General features: G+C 70.9%; 14 protein-coding genes. 12 read left to right on the forward strand and 2 right to left on the reverse strand.

Annotated elements, in window-relative coordinates:
- The first annotated feature begins 169 nt into the window (after positions 1–169).
- The 12 genes from ACGLYG10_RS04440 (at position 170) to pth (ending at position 16,538) form a co-directional block, all read left to right on the forward strand.
- Positions 170–1,258, forward strand: a complete 1,089-nt coding sequence (locus tag ACGLYG10_RS04440) for a polysaccharide pyruvyl transferase family protein (protein ID WP_073328322.1) — start codon at positions 170–172, stop codon at positions 1,256–1,258.
- Entirely contained in the window at positions 1,255–2,763 is a 1,509-nt protein-coding gene (locus ACGLYG10_RS04445) for a lipopolysaccharide biosynthesis protein (protein WP_083565521.1), read from the forward strand. Before ACGLYG10_RS04440 ends, ACGLYG10_RS04445 begins: the two co-directional genes overlap by 4 nt.
- A gap of 25 nt (positions 2,764–2,788) precedes the next feature.
- A complete protein-coding gene (locus ACGLYG10_RS04450; RefSeq protein WP_073328325.1) occupies positions 2,789–4,090 on the forward strand; it encodes a Coenzyme F420 hydrogenase/dehydrogenase, beta subunit C-terminal domain in 1,302 nt (433 codons plus the stop codon).
- Between the two features lie 49 nt (positions 4,091–4,139).
- On the forward strand, positions 4,140–7,889 hold the full coding sequence (mfd, locus tag ACGLYG10_RS04455; protein WP_073329236.1) for a transcription-repair coupling factor: 3,750 nt from the start codon (positions 4,140–4,142) through the stop codon (positions 7,887–7,889).
- 236 nt (positions 7,890–8,125) lie between these two features.
- Positions 8,126–8,680, forward strand: coding sequence for a hypothetical protein (locus tag ACGLYG10_RS04460; RefSeq protein WP_073328327.1), 555 nt, complete (start codon positions 8,126–8,128; stop codon positions 8,678–8,680).
- A 221-nt stretch (positions 8,681–8,901) separates the two neighbouring features.
- Positions 8,902–10,188: a phosphopyruvate hydratase gene (eno, locus tag ACGLYG10_RS04465; RefSeq protein ID WP_073328330.1), complete on the forward strand. Its 1,287-nt coding sequence runs from the start codon at positions 8,902–8,904 to the stop codon at positions 10,186–10,188.
- 1,477 nt (positions 10,189–11,665) lie between these two features.
- Entirely contained in the window at positions 11,666–12,382 is a 717-nt protein-coding gene (locus ACGLYG10_RS04470) for an FtsB family cell division protein (RefSeq protein ID WP_139240830.1), read from the forward strand.
- A complete protein-coding gene (locus tag ACGLYG10_RS04475) occupies positions 12,379–12,870 on the forward strand; it encodes a DUF501 domain-containing protein (protein WP_244542577.1) in 492 nt (163 codons plus the stop codon). The genes ACGLYG10_RS04470 and ACGLYG10_RS04475 overlap by 4 nt, the downstream gene beginning before the upstream one ends.
- A gap of 66 nt (positions 12,871–12,936) precedes the next feature.
- Positions 12,937–13,995 carry a Ppx/GppA phosphatase family protein gene (locus tag ACGLYG10_RS04480; RefSeq protein ID WP_073328335.1) on the forward strand — a complete coding sequence of 353 codons (1,059 nt, stop codon included), beginning with the start codon at positions 12,937–12,939 and terminating at the stop codon, positions 13,993–13,995.
- Positions 13,992–15,008: a type I 3-dehydroquinate dehydratase gene (locus tag ACGLYG10_RS04485; RefSeq protein ID WP_083565523.1), complete on the forward strand. Its 1,017-nt coding sequence runs from the start codon at positions 13,992–13,994 to the stop codon at positions 15,006–15,008. The genes ACGLYG10_RS04480 and ACGLYG10_RS04485 overlap by 4 nt, the downstream gene beginning before the upstream one ends.
- A 296-nt stretch (positions 15,009–15,304) precedes the next feature.
- Positions 15,305–15,916, forward strand: a complete 612-nt coding sequence (locus ACGLYG10_RS04490) for a 50S ribosomal protein L25/general stress protein Ctc (RefSeq protein WP_073328337.1) — start codon at positions 15,305–15,307, stop codon at positions 15,914–15,916.
- 25 nt (positions 15,917–15,941) lie between these two features.
- Positions 15,942–16,538: an aminoacyl-tRNA hydrolase gene (gene pth, locus ACGLYG10_RS04495; RefSeq protein ID WP_073328339.1), complete on the forward strand. Its 597-nt coding sequence runs from the start codon at positions 15,942–15,944 to the stop codon at positions 16,536–16,538.
- 121 nt (positions 16,539–16,659) lie between these two features.
- On the opposite strand, the gene ACGLYG10_RS04500 is transcribed toward pth, so the two are convergent.
- Positions 16,660–17,421 carry a response regulator gene (locus ACGLYG10_RS04500; RefSeq protein WP_083565525.1) on the reverse strand — a complete coding sequence of 254 codons (762 nt, stop codon included), beginning with the start codon at positions 17,419–17,421 and terminating at the stop codon, positions 16,660–16,662.
- The gene (locus ACGLYG10_RS04505; protein WP_073328342.1) at positions 17,403–18,962 is read right to left on the reverse strand and encodes a sensor histidine kinase; all 1,560 of its coding nucleotides are present in this window, start codon (positions 18,960–18,962) and stop codon (positions 17,403–17,405) included. Before ACGLYG10_RS04505 ends, ACGLYG10_RS04500 begins: the two co-directional genes overlap by 19 nt.
- Positions 18,963–18,980: the final 18 nt, after the last annotated feature.

An 18,980-nucleotide genomic window follows, 5' to 3' on the forward strand; every position in this document is an offset into this window, starting at 1 on the left:
AATCCCCGATGCACGTGCGCAACATCACTGGGGGTGGTTCAGTGTCTGCCCGGTGTGAGGCGGTGATAACGCCATGGTCCCGCGCCGTAGGGGTACTCTGGCTCCGGCCTTCAAGCGAAACGGTTTTGCGCTCACGGCCCTTACGTCTTCACCAGCTACGAAGGAATCCATGCGCATTCTGATCCTCTGGGCCTCGCTCGATCAGCCCAACCTCGGCGTGCGGGCGCTCGCCGTCGGTACCCGGGCGGTCGCTGCAAAGGTGTTCCCGAACGCGGAGATTCAGATTCAAGGCACCGGGCACGGAGACGCCCCGACGTCGTTGTTCATGAGTCGGAGGGGGCTGCTCAAGGAACGCGTGACCGGCGCGCACGGCCTGTTCGACTGGCTTGCCTCCTTCGACCTGGTGCTTGACACGCGCTCGGGAGACTCCTTCGCCGATATATACGGGTTGGACCGGATGCGCGACATGTCTCGCTTCCCCGAGATTCTGCACCGGATGGGCGTGCCTGTGGTCCTCACTCCCCAGACCATCGGCCCGTTCAGCACCAGGCGCGGTGCCCACCTGGCCCGCCGCGCCCTGAACCATGCGCGGCTGGTGGCCAGCCGGGACGCCAGCTCGGCCGCCTGCGCGGCGCAACTGGGACGGCCCGTGGATGTGGAGTCCACCGATGTGGTCTTTGCGATCGACCACCCGCCGGTGCCGACCACCCGGGACGTGGTGCTCAACGTCTCCGGACTCCTGTGGGACGACAACCCCCATGTCGACGCCACCCGCTACCGCCGCGACGTCCTGGAGATCGCTCGCCGTTTACAGGCAGAGGGCCGCACTGTCGCCCTGCTGGCGCACGTCGTCGGTCCCGATGACTCGGCGGGAGACAACGACCGCTACCCGTTGGCGGACCTGCAACGCGAGCTCGGGGACATGGAGGTCATCGTGCCCGATGGGGCAGACGCTCTGGGGCAGGTGCGTGAGGCGGTCGGCTCGGCCCGAGTGGTGCTGGGTTCGCGCATGCATGCCTGCCTCAACGCCCTGTCCATGGGCACCCCCGCCATCCCGCTGGCCTACTCGCGCAAGTTCGCGCCACTGCTGGCAGGACTCGGCTGGGACCACGTCGTCGACCTGCATGGCGACGACGTGGTCGACCGCGCCCTGGCCGCCGTCGCCTCCCCCGGTTTGCAGGACGACGCGATTGAAGTCCGAAGGCACGCCGACCGCGACCTTGATCGCTTCTCCGGAGCGCTGGGAGAGCTACTGTGACCGGTGCCGACGCGGAACGTACCGAGCACTCCCTGAGCCCGAGCCTGGAGGGCGCTGGCGTCCTTGGCAAACGTGCCGCCAAGGCGGCCGGGCAGACTGTATGGACCCAGGGCCTGCGTATTCTGCTCCAGCTCGGCAACGTCGTGGTGTTGGCGCGCCTGCTCGACGACCGCGCCTACGGCGTGGTGGGCATGGTCACCGCCGTGGTCGGCGTGGCCACTATCTTCCAGGACTTCGGCCTGTCCACCGCCGCAATTCAGGGACGCACTCTGAGCCACGGACAGCGCTCCAACCTGTGGTGGTTGAACACCTTCGCTGGGCTGGTGCTAACTGGTATCGGTGTGGCCATTTCCCCGCTGCTGGCCTCTTTCTACCACGAGTCGGCAGTAGCCGGGGTGTGCGCGGCCATTGCTCCCACCTTCCTGATGGCCGGGATGGTCAACCAGTACCGCGCGGACCTGAACCGCAGGCTGCTGGTGGGGCGCGTACTGATGGTTGATCTGACCGCCGCGGCCCTGGCGCTGGCGTTGGGCGCGCTGACCGCGGCCTGGGGCTGGAGCTACTGGGCGCTGGTGGTGCAGCGAATCATCGCGGCACTCGTCCCCTTCATCGCCCTGCCGATCATCGCGGGCTGGTTGCCGTGCGGTTACGACCGCCGTGAGCCCATGCGCGCCCTGCTCGGCTTCGGCATGCAGATGGCTGGCACCCAGATGGTCTCCTATCTCGCCTCCAACCTGGACTCGATCCTCATGGGGCGGCTCTTCGGCGCCGGCACCCTCGGGCTGTACAACCGCGCCGTGCAGACACTGCGTACCCCGCTGAACCAGTTCCGTCCGCAGGTGAGTACGCTCGGCCTGGCGGTGACGGCCAAGCTCCAGGACGACGACGAACGCACCCTCGCCTATCTGCGTCGCGGGCAGCTCGCACTGGGATACCCGGTTTTTCTCTCTTTGGGCATCGTGGTGGCCGCCGCTCCGGCGGTCGTGTCCGTTGTGCTCGGCGATCACTGGCTCAGCGTGGTTCCCTACATGCGACTGGTGGCGGTTGGAGAGGGGCTCACCACGCTGTCGATGGTCGGGGGCTGGATCTACACCTCGCGCGCACTCGGGCGCGCATACCTGCGCTACACGATGTTCTCCGCGGTGGTGCGCATGACGGCGATTATCATCGGTGCGCAGTTCGGGGCCCTCGGTGTCGCCTACGCCTACGTGGCCAGCCCGCTGATCCTGTGGCCCGTCTCCCTGCTGTTGTCCGGGCGGCAATCGGGGCTCAACACCGTGCCGCTGGTGTGGAACGGGCTGCGGATCCTCGCCGTTTGTGCTGCTGCTACGGTCACCGCGTGGGCATTGTGCACGCTGGCGTCCGACCTGCCCGCAATCATGGTTTGCCTGGCCGCCACCGTAGCCATGGGCCTAGCCATGGCGCTGCTGTGGCTGGTGCTGCCTAGCGTCCGCGTGGATATGCGCGAATTGAGCAGGATGACGCGCATGATGGTCAAGCGCTGACAACCAACTCGACTCGGAAGAGAAGATGACTGGAATCTCCAAGCGCCCGGTGAACGTTGCCACCGAGATCAACCGTGTGGTCGACTCACTCAATTGTTCGGGATGCGGCCTGTGCGCTCAGTTCGAGGGCGTCACCATGCAGCTGCAGGGCGGCTTTATGCGTCCCACTGTGAGCCCCGAAGCCGCATCACGTATGGACTCGGAGGAGCTACGACACTTCCGCGCATCCTGCCCAGGAATCCGCACCCAAGCACAGCGACCTGCGGGCGTCCAGTGGGACTCGGACTTCGGCCCGGTATTGGGAGCCTGGGAGGCCTACGCCACTGACGAGACCATTCGCCACCAGGGCAGTTCCGGCGGCGTGCTCACCGCCATCGCGTCATGGCTGCTGGAGTCAGGACGTGCCTGCCGCGTCGTCGGCGCCCGCAAGGACCGGGACGATCCCTCCCACACTCTGACTCAGACCGTCGAGGCGGCGCAGGAGGTCCTTACCCTTGCCGGCAGTCGATACGCTCCCGCGGCCAATGCGGCAGCGCCGGATGCGGCCACCAGCGGGACGGCGTTCATCGGTAAGCCCTGTGAGGCGCAGGCGATACGCAGCCTCAGCCGGGAACGCGGGCAGCGTCCCATCATCCTGAGCTTTTTCTGCGCGGGCACCCCCGATCAGCGTGCCACCGACAGGCTCCTGGATGAACTCTTCACAGGGACGGACGCCGACCGTACCCGGCCCCTGTGCGACATGCGCTACCGTGGCCACGGCTGGCCGGGCGAGTTCACGGCAGTCGCGGCCGACGGCACTACGGTGAGCACCTCCTATTCGGAGTCGTGGGGGCGGGCCCTGGGACCGACCGTGCAGTGGCGCTGCCGGGTATGTCCCGATGGTGTCGGGGAGTACTCGGATATCACCGCCTCCGACTTCTGGCGGGCCACCCCGGACGGCTACCCTGACTTCACGGAGGGAGCAGGCGTTAGTGCCCTGCTGGCACGTACGCCGCAGGGGCTGGAGATCATCCGGGATGCGGCGAAGGCGGGGGTGATCTCGGTGTCCCCGCTCGACTTAGACGATCTGCGCGCGGTCCAGCCTTATCAGCACGGGCGCCGGGACTTCCTGGTGTCCCGCCGAACGGCGGCTCGGCTCATGGGACTGCGCACCCCGCGCATGACCGGATTCGGCATCTGGCGGCGGGCGCTGCGGCGTCCTCGTGACTCCTGGCATCAACTGCGAGGATCCATCAGTCGTTTGCGTCGCAAGTTCTCCGTCGACTGGCCCTGGGGCAGACATAAACCGGGGACCAGGCGAGGCTGTGCCGGGGCCGTTCAACGCTGACGGCATACCGCCGCATCACCGCGGCCGCAGGCCTCGTACACTCCCCACCGTGCGTCTGACTGCTCTCCTGCCCCCGCTGCTGACCGACCCCGCCATCGACTCCCTGGTTACGGCCGCCGGCAGCCGCTCGCGCACCGACCGCAGCGTCGTCGTCGCCCCCGGCGCCCGCCCCGCCGTCCTGGCCGCCATGGCCCTGGGCGCGGCCGGCGTCGACCGCGTCACCGGGGCCGGCCCGGATCCCTCGGGCCGCCTCGCGCGCCCCGGGGTGGGAGCAGCCGGCGACGGCACCCCCCTGCTGGTGGTCACCGCCACCGGGCGGGAGGCCGAGGAGCTCGCCGCCGCCCTGCGCTGCTACCTGCCCGACCCCGACGTCGCCGTCTTCCCCGCCTGGGAGACCCTCCCGCATGAGCGGCTCTCCCCGCGCGCCGACACCGTCGCCACCCGGCTGGCCGTGCTGCGGCGCCTGGCCCATCCCGAGGACGGCGCCCCGGCCGGCCCCGACGCCATGCCGGACCCGTGGCGCGGCCCCATCCGCGTGCTGATCGTGCCCGTGCGCGCCCTGCTGGCGCCGGTGGTCGACGGCCTGGGGGAACTGGAACCGATCCACCTGGCCGCGGGAGACCGCGCCGACCTGGAGGAGCTCGCCACCCGCCTGGCGGAGGCCGCCTACACCCGGGTGGACATGGTCACCGGTCGCGGTGAGTTCGCCGTCCGCGGCGGCATCCTCGACGTCTTCCCGCCCACCCAGCCGCGGCCGGTGCGCGTGGACTTCTTCGGCGACGAGATCGAGTCCGTCTCCTCCTTCGCCGTCACCGACCAGCGCACCATCGCCGACCTCGGTGCCGTCACCGCCACCGCCTGCCGGGAGGTGCTGCTCACTCAGCAGGTGCGCGAGCGCGCCCGCGCCCTGATCGGAGTCATCCCCACCGCCGCCGACATGTTGGAGAAACTGGCCGCCGGCATCCCGGTGGAGGGCATGGAGTCCCTCGCCCCCGTCCTGACCGAACGCATGGTGCCGCTCCTGGACCTGGTGGGGGACCGCCTCGTGGTCCTGGCCGAACCGGAGAAGGTGCGGGGGCGCGCCGAGGACCTGGCGGCCACCACCGAGGAGTTCCTCGCCGCCGCCTGGACCTCGGCCGCCTCCGGCGGCAACGCCCCCATCGACCTTTCCGCCGCCGCCTTCGCCCACCTCGCCGAGGCCCGCGCCCTGGCCCTGTCCACGAACCGCGGCTGGTGGTCCTTCACCTCCCTGAAGGCCTCCCCGGACACCCTCGAACTGCCGCTGCGCGACCCCGAGAGCTACCGGGGGCGCCTGGACGCCGCCGTGAAGGACATCGGCGAGCTGACCCGGGGCGGCTGGAGCGTCGTCGTCGCCACCGAGGGGCCCGGACCCGGCCGCCGCATGGCCCAGCTGCTGGCCGACGGCGGCGTGCCCGCGCGCATCGTCACCGGCCTGGACGACGCCGCCGACCTGTCCTACCAGTCCCCCGACGGCGTGGTGCGCGTAACCCAGGCCTCCGCCGGGCACGGCTTCGTGGCCGAGGGACTGCGCCTGGCCCTGGTGGCCGAGTCCGACCTGACCGGACGCGCCCCCGCCGCGGCCCGCTCCGCCAAGACCCTGCCCGCCCGCCGCACCCGCAAGAGCGTGGACCCGCTGTCCCTGCGCCCCGGCGACCTGGTGGTGCACGCCCAGCACGGCGTCGGCCGCTTCGTGGAGCTGCTGCGCCGCGACGTCGGCTCCGGACGCGGCGCCGGCAAGGAGAAGGCCACCCGCGAGTACGTGGTCATCGAGTACGCCCCCTCCAAGCGCGGCCAGCCGGGAGACCGGCTGCTGGTGCCCACCGACGCCCTGGACCAGGTCACCAAGTACGTCGGCTCCGACAACCCCGCTCTGAACCGCATGGGCGGCGCCGACTGGGCCAAGACCAAGCAGCGGGCGCGCAAGGCGGTGCGCGAGATCGCCGGGGAACTGGTGCGCCTGTATGCCGCCCGCTCGGCCACCACCGGGCACGCCTTCGGCCCCGACACCCCCTGGCAGGCCGAACTGGAGGAGGCCTTCCCCTACACCGAGACCCCCGACCAGCTGGCCACCATCGACGACGTCAAGGCCGACATGGAGAAACCCCAGCCCATGGACAGGCTCATCTGCGGGGACGTCGGCTACGGCAAGACCGAGATCGCCGTACGGGCCGCCTTCAAGGCCGTCCAGGACGGCAAGCAGGTGGCGGTGCTGGTGCCCACCACCCTGCTGGTGTCCCAGCACGCCGAGACCTTCACCGAGCGCTACGCGGGCTTCCCCATCAACGTCGCCCAACTCTCCCGCTTCCAGACCGCCGCCGAGTCCGAGCGGGTGCTGGCGGGACTGGCCGACGGGACCATCGACGTCGTCATCGGCACCCACCGGCTGATCACCGGGCAGGTGCGCTTCAAGGACCTGGGGCTGGTGGTCATCGACGAGGAGCAGCGCTTCGGCGTGGAGCATAAGGAGACCCTCAAGGCGCTGCGCACCGATGTGGACGTGCTGTCCATGTCCGCCACCCCCATTCCGCGCACCTTGGAGATGGCGGTGACCGGCCTGCGGGAGATGTCCACCCTGTCCACCCCGCCGGAGGACCGCCACCCCATCCTCACCTATGTGGGCACCTATGAGACCAAGCAGGTCAGTGCCGCCATTCGCCGCGAGCTGCTGCGCGACGGGCAGGTGTTCTTCGTGCACAACCGGGTGGAGGACATCGAGTCCGTGGCCGCCCGGCTGGCCGACCTGGTGCCGGAGGCACGGGTGGCCACCGCCCACGGGCAGATGCACGAGTCCCGGCTGGAGAAGGTCATCGACGACTTCTGGCACAAGGAGATCGACGTGCTGGTGTGCACCACCATCGTGGAGACCGGCCTGGACGTGTCCAACGCCAACACCCTGATCGTGGACCGGGCCGACCGCATGGGCCTGTCCCAGCTGCACCAGCTGCGCGGCCGCGTGGGACGCGGCCGGGAGCGCGCCTACGCCTACTTCCTGTATCCGGCGGACAAGCCGCTCACGGAGACGGCGCTGGAGCGGCTGCGCACCATCGCCACCAACACCGACCTGGGGGCCGGCATGCAGGTGGCCATGAAGGACCTGGAGATCCGCGGCGCCGGCAACCTGCTGGGCGGCGAGCAGTCCGGGCACATCGCCGGGGTCGGGTTCGACCTGTACGTGCGCATGGTCTCCGAGGCGGTGGCCGCCTATAAGAAGGCCCTCAAGGTGGGGGACGCGGGCGGAGCCGGGGCCGCCGGCGCGGACGAGGAGGACCTGGAGGACGTCGAGCTGCGCGTGGACCTGCCCGTGGACGCCACCATCCCCGAGGAGTACGTGCCCCACGAGCGGCTGCGCCTGGAGGCCTACACCAAGTTCGCGGCCGCCCGCACCGACGCGGATGTGGCCGACGTGCTGGACGAGCTCACCGACCGCTACGGGCCGGTGCCCGAGGCGGTGCGCCGCCTGGCGGCCCTGGCGCGGCTGCGGGCGCTGGCCGCCCAGCTGGGGGTGCGCGAGATCGTGGCGCAGGGCAAGTCGATCCGCTTCGCGCCGGTGAACCTGCCCGAATCGGCGCGCATGAAGGTCACCCGCCTGTACCCGGGCACGGTGCTCAAGCCCGCCACCCGCACCATTGTGGTCCCCGCGCCCGGTACCGCCCGCATGGGCGGCGCCGCCATCGAGGGGGAGGAGCTGCTGCGCTGGGCGGAGGTACTGCTGCACGCCGTCGTCGCGGGGGAGACCGACTGGGAGACCGAGGCCACCAAGTACCGCCGGCGCCGCTGAGCCCCGCCGCCAACTCGCCGAGGTCGGTTGATCTTACGTGCCGAGGTCGGTTGATCTTACGTGCCGAGATCGGCGCCGGCGACGGGGCGGCTTCGACGAAGCTGCGGCCTACGGGCGTAGGGTGACGGACTGTCGTGCGCAACCGTCTGGGAGTCGGCGACGCCTCGCTACGGCATTGGCTCCGGAGCCGGGTGGCTGCGCCACGCCGTCGTCGCCGACCGTGCAAGGAGTAGACCGTGACCCGAACCACCACAAGTCTCACCCGGCGTGCCCGCGTACTGGGAGCCGGCGCCGCCCTGCTGCTCGGCGTCAGTGCCCTCGCCGGCTGCTCCGCACACCCGGGGCAGGCCGCCATCGTGAACTACACCGATGCCGACGGCGTCCTTCAGACGTTTACGCTCTCCGAGCAGGAGGTGCAGGACGCCACACAGGACCTCGCCGAGTACGCCGCCGCCGGCGGCGAGCAGGGACCCACCGCCGCCTTCGTCGTGACCGCGCTCGCGGATCTGCCGGCGGCCGAACAGCTGGCCGCAGAATTCGATATCGAAGTTTCGGACGCGGATGCGTTGGCCGAGTTGCAGGCGCAGAAGGATATTGACTACTCGCCCGCCGCCGTCGACACCTATCGCTATGTGCAGATAGCCAACCAGGTCTTCGCGCTGGAAGACCAGGACGCGGTCAGCGCCCGATACCAGGAACTGCATGGCGCCCTGAGTGTGGAGGCCTCACCGCGGTATCAGGGCGGCGGTGCGTGGCTGCTGCAGGATGACACCCAACTGCAGTTGGGCTGACGCAGACGGCGGCCCATGCGCCTCGACTGGGTGGAGGAGGCGCGCGGCTGCGGCGACGTCGTTGGCCGAAACCGCCGGCGCGCCGGGTGCGCGATCTCGCCGGGCGTGAACAACTGCGGAAGTGACGGGACCAATGCACTCGTGATGTGGGCCGCGGGCCGCTAGGCTGGCCCTGCATGTGCCTGTTCCCCAGGCAACACAACTTCAGCAAGGAGCATCAAGTGGCCCTCATCGAGAACGTTCACGCGCGCGAGATCCTCGACTCCCGCGGCAACCCGACCCTCGAGGTCGAGATCCTCTTGGAGGACGGCTCCTCCGCCCGCGCCGCCGTCCCCTCCGGCGCCTCTACCGGAGCCTTCGAGGCCGTCGAGCTCCGCGACGGCGACAAGGACCGTTACCTCGGCAAGGGGGTCGAGAAGGCGGTCGCCAACGTCAACGACACCATCGCCCCCGAGATCATCGGCTACGACGCCGCCGACCAGCGCGGCCTCGACCGCCTCATGATCGAGCTGGACGGCACCCCCAACAAGGGCAAGCTCGGCGCCAACGCCATCCTGGGCGTGTCCCTCGCCGCCGCGGCCGCCTCCGCCGACTCCGCCGGCCTTGACCTGTACCAGTACCTCGGTGGCCCGAACGCCCACACCCTGCCCGTTCCCATGATGAACATCATGAACGGCGGCTCCCACGCCGACTCCAACGTGGACATTCAGGAGTTCATGATCGCCCCGGTCGGCGCCCCGACCTTCCGCGAGGCGCTGCGCATGGGCGCCGAGGTCTACCACTCGCTCAAGGCCGTCGTGAAGGGCCGGGGCCTGTCCACCGGCCTGGGCGACGAGGGCGGTTTCGCCCCCAACCTCGACTCCAACCGTGAGGCGCTCGAGCTGATCGTCGAGGCCATTGAGAAGGCCGGTTACACCCCCGGCAAGGACGTGGCCCTGGCCATGGACGTAGCCTCCTCCGAGTTCTTCGACGCCGAGACCAAGACCTACCAGTTCGAGGGCGAGGCCCGCGACAACGACTTCATGGTCGACTACTACGAGAAGCTCATCACCGACTTCCCGATCGTCTCCATCGAGGACCCGCTCTCCGAGGACGAGTGGGACGACTGGAAGGCCCTGACGGACAAGATCGGTGACCGCGTCCAGCTGGTCGGCGACGACTTCTTCGTCACCAACCCCGAGCGCCTGGCCAAGGGCATCGAGCTCGGCGCCGCCAACGCCCTGCTGGTGAAGGTCAACCAGATCGGTTCGCTGACCGAGACCCTCGAGGCCGTGGAGATGGCGCACCGCGCCGGCTACAAGACGATGACCTCGCACCGCTCCGGTGAGACCGAGGACGTCACCATCGCCGACCTGGCGGTTGCCACCAACTCCGGCCAGATCAAGACCGGTGCCCCGGCCCGCGGCGAGCGCATCAACAAGTACAACCAGCTGCTGCGCATCGAGGAGGCCCTGGGCGAGGACGCTGTCTACGCCGGCGCCAACGCCTTCCCGCGTTTCAAGGCCTGAGCCGAAGCGTTAGCGGAGGCTCGGGGCGGGCACGGCGCAAGTTGTCTGCCTGAGCCGAAGCGTTAGCGGAGGCTCGGGGCGGGCACGGCGCAAGTTGTCTGCCTGAGCCGAAGCGTTAGCGGAGGCTCGGGGCGGGCACGGCGCAAGTTGTCTGCCTGAGCCGAAGCGTTAGCGGAGGCTCGGGGCGGGCACGGCGTAAGTTGTCTGCCTGAGCCGAGGCCTGCTTTCCCGGATTGGTCCCGGGGTATGCACGCGTTGATCGTGTGCGTGCCCCGGGACCGCTCTGTTTGGAGTTGTCGGGCGTTTCCCGTTTGCGGGTGTGGTGGGGCGGGTGGCGGGCGTCTGGTGGAGGTGGACCGTCTGGTGGGTGTGACGGGTGGGCGGGGTGTGCGCACGGCAAGTAGCGGTGGGTCGGGAGCGTCGGCTCGCCTGTCCCTTCGGGGTGGGCCGTGCACCGGGAGTCTCTAGGAGGGGTGATTGTCATGATTCGGGACAAACGGGTCCGGCGGCGTTGGCGGCCGTGAAGGAAACGTTGGAATCATGCGGGTGCCGGATGCCCCTGGTAGGTGTTGAGGCTCGTTTGTCCCGGTTGGTGACATTTCGGGCAACCACCGCACAGTGGCATGTGCGCCAACGGCAGGCCGGCTGCCGGTTGCAGCCGGCACACCCCGTAGGCGGACAGCCTGCGGGGCCGTCTCACGGTTCAGCGGGCGACGTCGAGCCGGCATGCCCGCAGGTTGACAGCTCGGCACCCCACGACACCAGAATCCACCACCACACCCACAAACCGGAAACGCCAGTTATCGGCGCGAATGTGTGCGCGTGATCGGGGGTTTTCGTTGAAATAGTGGGGAGAACTTGGGGTTTATCGGGTTGGGTATGGTTCAGCACGACACCCGCGCGACACGCCGGTCTCATGCACCACGTTCGTGCCGATGACCCCGGTGGCGGTGATGCTCACCCCGCCCCTATGCATGTGCTGCACGACCTCGGGCTGCGTTCCACGACCTTGGTGTGTGTTGCACGACCACCCCGGGGTCGTGGAGTGCGCACCAAGGTCGTGCAGTGTCGCCCAGGGTCGTGCAACAACACCGCCCCCGCACGCCGCCGGGCCAAAACACGCGTTCGCGCCAATAGCCCCGAACCACGCACGCATCTCTCCGATCGCCTTCTATTCGGACCGCGAAAGTCTCTTGGGACCGCCCGTGTCGGGTTGGACCGCCCCAGTGGCGTACTACGGCGGTCCAAATGGAGGATGGCGGTCCAAACAGGGACGTTGACGCCCCGATGTCGTCCCCGCCGTGCGGTCGTCTTGCCGCCCTGCCGCCCTGCCGCCGTGCGGTCGTCTTGCCGCCCTGCCATCGGGCCGCCGCCCTGCCGCGGTGTCGGGGCAGTGCCGGGATACTTGCCGCTTCGTGGCCGACGCACCGGCGCCGCACGCTCGCCATGCGCACGTCCGTGAGGCAGGATCGGTTCCATGACGCCGCGCCGACCTGTACCAGCACGCCCCGGCGCCCGCAGAACCCGCTCCGGCCCCTCCCGCGACGCTCGAGCCGGCGCCGGCAGGCACACCGATAAGCCCGATACCGCCCGCAGCACTTCCCGCGGCGCTGCCGACGCCGACCACAACGCCACCTCCGCCCCCACCCACGAAGATTCCGAAGATCCGGCTCCCCGCCTGGGCGGCGCGGAGGGGCTGTCCCTGCCCATGCGCCTGCTCATCCTCGCCGGTGTGTTGGCCCTGGCCTTCGTCGTGGTCTTCCCCTCGCTGCGCGGCTACCTAAGCCAGCGCGCCCAGTACGACGCCGTGCTGGACCAGATCGATGAGGCCCGTGCCACCTCCACAGCCCTGGAGGAGGAACTGGCCCGCTGGGACGACGACGATTACGTCAAGGCCCAGGCCCGCGAGCGCCTGTCGTATGTCATGCCCGGTGAGACCACCTACGTCGTGGTCGGGGCCGACGATTTCGAGGACACCGACGCGGCCGGCTCCGCCCGGGCCGACGCCGAGGAGCGACTGCCCTGGTACGAGGAGCTGCGCGAGTCGGCGCGCGTGGCCGGACAAGTCGAACGGGAACAGGCCGACGATCCCGCCCGCCGAGGCTGGTCCACCCCCGCCCCGCAGTCCACCACGACGCCGCAGCCGGCTACGCCGTCGACCGGCGCCGACACCGAATCAGGAGACCAGCAGTGACCGTGAGCGAAGCCGACCTGGAGACCCTGCGTACGCAGCTGGGGCGTACACCGCGCGGTGTCGTCGACGTGGCCGCCCGCTGCGTGTGCGGCCGACCGACGGTCGTGCGCACCGCGCCGCGCCTGCCCGACGGCTCGCCCTTCCCCACCATGTACTACCTGACCCATCCGGCGGCGGTGCGCGGCTGCTCCACCCTCGAGGCGGAGCACCTCATGGAGGAGTTCAACCGGCGCCTGGCCGCCGAACCCGATCTGGCCGCCGCTTACGCGGCCGCTCACAACGACTACCTGGCTCGCCGCGCCGAACTGGGCAGCCCCGAGGAGATCACCGGGGTATCGGCCGGCGGCATGCCCAACCGGGTCAAGTGCCTGCACGCGCTGCTCGCGCACACGCTCGCGGTTGGCCGGGGCGTCAACCCCATCGGCGACCTCACCCTGGACACACTGCGCGAGCGGGGCCTGTGGGACCCCGAACGCTGCTCCTGCTGAGCGCCGACCGCCGCCGTAGAGTTACCGCTGAAGCCGTCGGCACAGCCATCCGAGGGGGAGCCACACATGACCTGCGTCGCCGCCATTGATTGCGGCACCAACACCATCCGGCTGCTGGTCGCCGACGCCGTCCGGGACGAGCGCACCGGCGCCGTCCGCCTGCACCCCCTGCACCGCTCCAGCACCATCGTCCGCCTGGGACAGGGCGTGGACCGTACCGGGCGCCTCGACCCCGAGGCCCTGGCCCGCACCCTGGCGGTGGTACGCGAGTACGCCGCCACCTGCGCCGGCCTGGACGTGCCGCTGAACGCCGAGCACGCGCGCTTCGTCGCCACCTCCGCCACGCGCGACGCCGAGAACCGTGACGAGTTCGTCGACGGGGTGCGCGCGGCGCTGGGCATCGTCCCCGAGGTCGTCTCCGGCGAGGAGGAGGCCCGCCTGTCCTTCGCCGGCTCACTACTCGGGGCCGACGACGACGGCGCTCCGGCGGCAGGGCCCGCCGACGCCGACCGGGCCGGGCAAGAGCCCGCCAAGCAGCGGAACGAGGCCTCACGCGGCCCCCGCCTCGTCGTCGATTTGGGCGGCGGCTCCACCGAGCTGGTCCTGGGCGTGGATGCCCCGCAGGCCGCCTACTCGATGAACACCGGCTCGGTGCGCATCACCGAGCGCTACCTGGCCGACGGCGTCACCCCCGCCGCGGAGCAGGCCGCCCGCGCGGAGGTGCGCGCCCTACTGGACCGGGCCGCCGACGCCGTCGACCTGGGCGCCGCCACCCGGCTGGTCGGGCTCGCCGGCACCATCTCCACCGTCACCGCCCACGCCCTCGGCCTGGACGCCTTCGACCGTGACGCCATCGACGGGGCCGAGCTGAGCATCGCGCGGGTGCTGGCATCCTGCGACGCGATCGTGCACTCCACCGCTGCGCAGCGGGAGTCCTGGGGGTACCTGCTGCCCGGCCGCCGCGACGTCATCGCCGCCGGGGCGCTGGTATGGAGCGAGGTGGTGAGCCGGGTCGCCGCCGACACGGCCGCCGCCGGGCATCCGCTGACCACCGCCGTCACCAGCCTGTCCGACATCCTGGACGGCATTGCCATCTCGCTCCTTCCCGCGGGAGCGCAGGCATGAACACGGACGGCATACGGGCAGCCAAGCCCGCGGCCGGGACCGACTCAACGGAAGTCCCCGAGGACTCGTCGTCGGCGGGCGTCCCCGCAGACCGACGGGCAGTACTCCGGGAGGTGCAGGACCTGCGCGCCCGCCTGGAGGAGAGCGGGATCGCGGTGCCGGGCTCACCGGCGTGCGCACGACCGGCCACCTGGCGGCGGGCGACGTTGGGCGGGCCGGTGCCCATGGTCGCGGTCGCCACCACCGGTGCCGACGCCGCCGCCTGCGCCGAGCAGGCCCGGGCGGCCCGCCGGGCCGGGGCGGACCTGGTTGAGCTGCGCGCCGACTTGCTGACCGCACCGGAGGTGGCTGCGGCGACCGGGTGTAAGCGCGCCGCCACGACCATGCCGGCACGGTGGGCGCCGCAGGAGCTTGCGGGACTGTGGTTGGCGGCCGCCCGCGCGGTGGGGGCGGAACTGCGCGGCTCGGGCATGCCGGTGCTGCTGACCGTACGCACAGCCGCGGAGGGCGGCGGGCTCGACGTCGACGACGTCACCTACCGGGCCGCGCTCGCTGACGTGATTGAGCGGGTCGGCAGGGAATGCGGTGCCGCTGCCGCGGTCGACGCCGAACTGGCCCGTGGCGACCTGCCGCGGCTGGTGCGGCTGGCGCGCCGGGCGGGGCTCGACGTGGTCGCCTCCAGCCACGACTTCGCCGCCACGCCGAACGACGTCGAAATGCTGCGCCGTCTGCACGCCATGCAGGACGCGGGCGCCGCGGTCGCCAAGCTCGCCGTCACCCCGGCGGGTCCGGCGGATGTGGAGCGGCTCGTGGGCGTGGCGGCGCGCGCCCGTGGGGAGCTGGACATCCCGGTGGTGGCGATCGCCATGGGGGAGGCGGGCGTCCTGACCCGGCTTGCGGGCGGGGTGTTCGGTTCGGCGCTCACCTTCGCGACCGCGGGATCGGCGGCTTCCGCGCCCGGACAACTGCCCGTGGCTCGGGTGCGGGAGGCCCTGGCGTTGCTGCACTCCTGATGTCTCCATTCGCCGAGGTCGGTTGATCTTACGTGCCGAGGTCGGTGGAAGTTACGTGCTGAGGTCGGTCGGTATTACGCGTGTGATCGATCAGCGCCCGGGCCGTGGGGCGGGTCACCGTTGGCGGCGTCGTCGGAGAGCACCGTCATCGCGTAGAGTGGCGGCATTGCCCCGGCGAGGGATGCGCCCAGCGCATCCGTGATCGACGTGGTGGTGCCGGAAGGTGCTGCGCGTCGTCGTGCCCGCCGGACCACCGAACCGCGGGGCACGCTCCCCGCCACAACCGAGGAGAACGCATGCCCGCCAACGCCATCAAGCTTGACGCCACCGACCGCACCGAGTTCGGCAAGGGTTCCTCCCGCCGCGCCCGCCGCGCCGGCCAGGTACCCGCCGTCGTCTACGGGCACGGCACCGAGCCCCGCCACCTGCTGCTGGAGGAGCACGCCACTCGCCTGGCCCTGCGCGGCAACGAGAACGCACTGATCGAGCTGAACGTCGACGGTGAGTCCCTGCTGGCGCTCGCCAAGGACGTCCAGCGCCACCCCATCCGCCCGGGCGTGCAGCACATTGACTTCCTGCTGGTCAACCGCAACGAGAAGGTCGAGGTCGAGGTGCCCGTCGTCGTGACCGGCGAGCCCGAGCCCGGCACCATCCACATCATCGAGCTGGCCCACGTGCTCGTCTCCGCCCCGGCCATCGCCATCCCGGAGTCCATCGACGTCGACCTCACCGGCGTCGAGGCCGGCACCGCCGTCCGCGTGTCCGACCTGACTCTGCCCGATGACGTTGAGGCGATCACCGAGGCCGACACCGACGTCGTCAACGTCTCCCTGGAGGCCGTCGCGGTCGCCGAGGAGGAGACCCCGGCCGAGGCTGCCGAGGGCGCGGCCCCCGCCGAGGCCGAGTGACGCTCGCCGTCGCAGCCATACGCTCATGAACTCCCCTTGGCTCGTCGTCGGGCTGGGGAACCCCGGGACCCGGTACGCCCACAACCGCCACAACGTCGGACAAATGGTCATCGACGTGCTGGCCGGGCGCGCCGGGTCCCGCCTTTCCAGCCACAAGACCCACACCCGGGTCGCCGACGTGCGTCTGGGCGTCCTACCCGGCGGCGCCCCCGGACCGCGCGTCATTCTTGCCTGCACCACCGGCTACATGAACGAGTCCGGCGGACCGGTCAAGGCGCTGGCCCGCTTCTACGATGTCGACCCGGCCTCGCACCTGCTGGTCATCCATGATGACCTCGACCTGCCCGCGCACACCTTGCGACTCAAGCGCGGCGGCGGCGAGGGCGGGCACAACGGCCTGCGCTCCATCTCCCAGGCGCTGGGCACCCGGGACTACGCACGGCTGCGCGTCGGCGTGGGGCGGCCCCCCGGGCGGCAGGACCCCGCCGACTTCGTGCTCAGCGACTTCCCCGGGCGGGAACGGGCGGAGCTGGCCGTCACCCTGGAACAGGCGGCCGACGTCGTCGAACAGGTGGCGGTAGACGGCTTCACCGCTGCACAACAGCGGCTGCATACGGCCTGAGCCGCCCGCCGACGTCGAAACGCCATATCTACCGACCTCGGCACGTAAGATCTACCGACCTCGGTACGTAAAATCAACCGACCTCGGCGAAGAGGGCGGGAGAGCGCGGTGGTGCTGGAGACTACTGGTGGTCGGGGCGCATGAGGCCGGTCTCGTAGGCGACCACCACCGCCTGCACCCGGTCGCGCACGTCCAGCTTGGCCAGCACGTTGCCGACGTGCGTCTTGACCGTGGTCGCCGAGACGACCAGATGGTCGGCGATCTCGGAGTTGCTCAGCCCCTGCGCCATCAGCATCAGGATCTCGCGCTCGCGCGGCGTGAGCGCGGCGATGCGCGGATCCTCCTGCGCGCGCTCGCCGTCCTCGGGCAGGTGCGAGGCGAACAGCTCCAGCATGCGCCGGGTGATGCGCGGGCTGACCACGGCCTCGCCGCTGGCGACCGTGCGGATCGCCTCCGCCAACTCGCCCGGCCGCGTGTCCTTGAGCAGGAAGCCGCTCGCCCCGGCGCGCAGGCCCGCGAAGGCGTACTCGTCCAGGTCGAAGGTGGTCAGGATGAGGATCTTGGTGTCCGGGCACTGCGCGGTGATCGCGGCGGTCGCGTCGATGCCGTTCATACCGGGCATGCGCACGTCCATGAGGATCACGTCGGGCTTCAGGGCGCGTGCCTGTGCCAGGGCGGTGGCGCCGTCGGAGGCCTCCCCGACGATCTCGATGTCCTCGGCCGGGTCGAGCACCATGCGGAAGCCCATGCGCATAAGCGCCTGGTCGTCGGCCAGCACCACCGTGATGGGCCGCTGCCGGCGGGCGGAGTCCGCCTGCCCGGGCGGCACCGCCCCGGCGCCTGCGGTCGGGTCGGCTGCGTCGTTCACTGCGGCATCTGCCACGGCGCTGTCCCTTCGTCGTTGTCTTCCAGGCTGTCATCCCAGTGCAGTACGGCCCGCACGCGCCAGCCGGTCGGGGTCGGCCCCGCCTGCACAGTGCCACCATAGACGGCGGCCCGCTCGCGCATGCCGATCAGCCCCTTGCCGGAACCGTGCAGCGGCGTCGAGCCCGGGGCGGCGTCGTTGTCGATCGTGAGGACGGCGGTGCCGGCGTGCCGGTCGACGGCGACGGCGACCGAGCGCGTGGTGGGCGCATAGCGCAGCACGTTGGTCAGCGCCTCCTGGGCGATGCGGAACAGGGTGAGCTGCAGACCCTTATCCGCGGGCAGCCTGCGGCCGGTCCACCGGTAGGTGACGGGTACGCCCGCGGTGCGGAAGCGCTCGACGAGTACCTCCAGGTCGGCCTGCTCGGGGGCGGGGGCGAGTGGCGTCTGACCGCGGGAGGCGTCGGCGTCCACGTCGGTGGCCTGCCGACGCAGGTCGGCGATCGGCTGGCTGGGCTCGACCGGGGCGACGGTGCCGGGCGGGGCGAACTCGGGAACCGGCAGCTCGCGCACGGTGGTGCCCGCGGCCGCGGGCGGCTCGACGACGGCGCTTTCGCGGGCGGTGGTGGAGGTATCCGCCCCGGTCGACTCTGCGGGCGCGCGGCGGGCCGCTGGTACCGGGCGAGTGTCGGCGTCGTCCCGGGCAGCGGGGGAGGCGACGGGGTCCTCGCGCAGCACCCCCACCAGTCGGCGCGTGTCGGCCAGGGCGGAGCGGCCGGTCTCCGCCAGTGTGGTGAGGGCCTCTTTGGCCATGGCGGGGTTGCGGTCGATGGCGGTGGCCGCGCCGTCGGCCAGGGTGATCATGACCGCGAGGGAGTGGGCGACGACGTCGTGCATCTCGCGGGCGATGCGGGAGCGCTCGTTGGCGGCGGCCAGCGCAGCCTCCTGCTCGCGGGCCAGCATGAGGCGCGCTGAGCGCAGCTCCGCCTCGTGCAGCTGGGTCTCCTGGGCGCGGATCACCACCCCTACCAGCACCCCGATGATGTTGATCAGTCCGTAGGGCATGAGCAGCCCGCCGAGGGTGTCGACCGCGTAACCGCCGAGCGCGGCCTGGCCGAACACGGTGGTCAGTGTGGAGACGGCGCAGGCCGCCCACACCCAGGCGGCCCGGTGGTGCAGGGCCAGGGTGGCCAGGGCGAAGGGCAGGCCCAGCAGGGTGAAGGCGCGCAGCGCGTCGGCCGCATAGCCGATCTCGGCCACCCCCATGTCGGGAAAACCGCGGGCTACCACCGCCTCGTGGGCGAGCGGCAGGAAGGTCAGCACCGCCCAGCTGACGGTCAGGTGGCGGCGGCGGAAGACCAGGGCCAGCGCGCACACCAGGCAGGCGGCCAGCGTCAGCGGCAGCCAGGAGTGCAGCGACGGGATCTGCGCCTGCCGCAGCGGCCACAGCCCCATGAAGACGTTGAGGACCAGCACCACCACCGCGATGGCGGCGTCGGCGAGGTAGGGGTGCGCGGCTTGCCAACGCAGCACCCGGCCGGCGCTTGACGGCGTGCTCATCGCGTGGGCTCCCCTCTG

Origin of the sequence: Actinomyces glycerinitolerans, from assembly GCF_900098745.1 — a bacterium.
Taxonomy (GTDB): domain Bacteria; phylum Actinomycetota; class Actinomycetes; order Actinomycetales; family Actinomycetaceae; genus Actinomyces; species Actinomyces glycerinitolerans.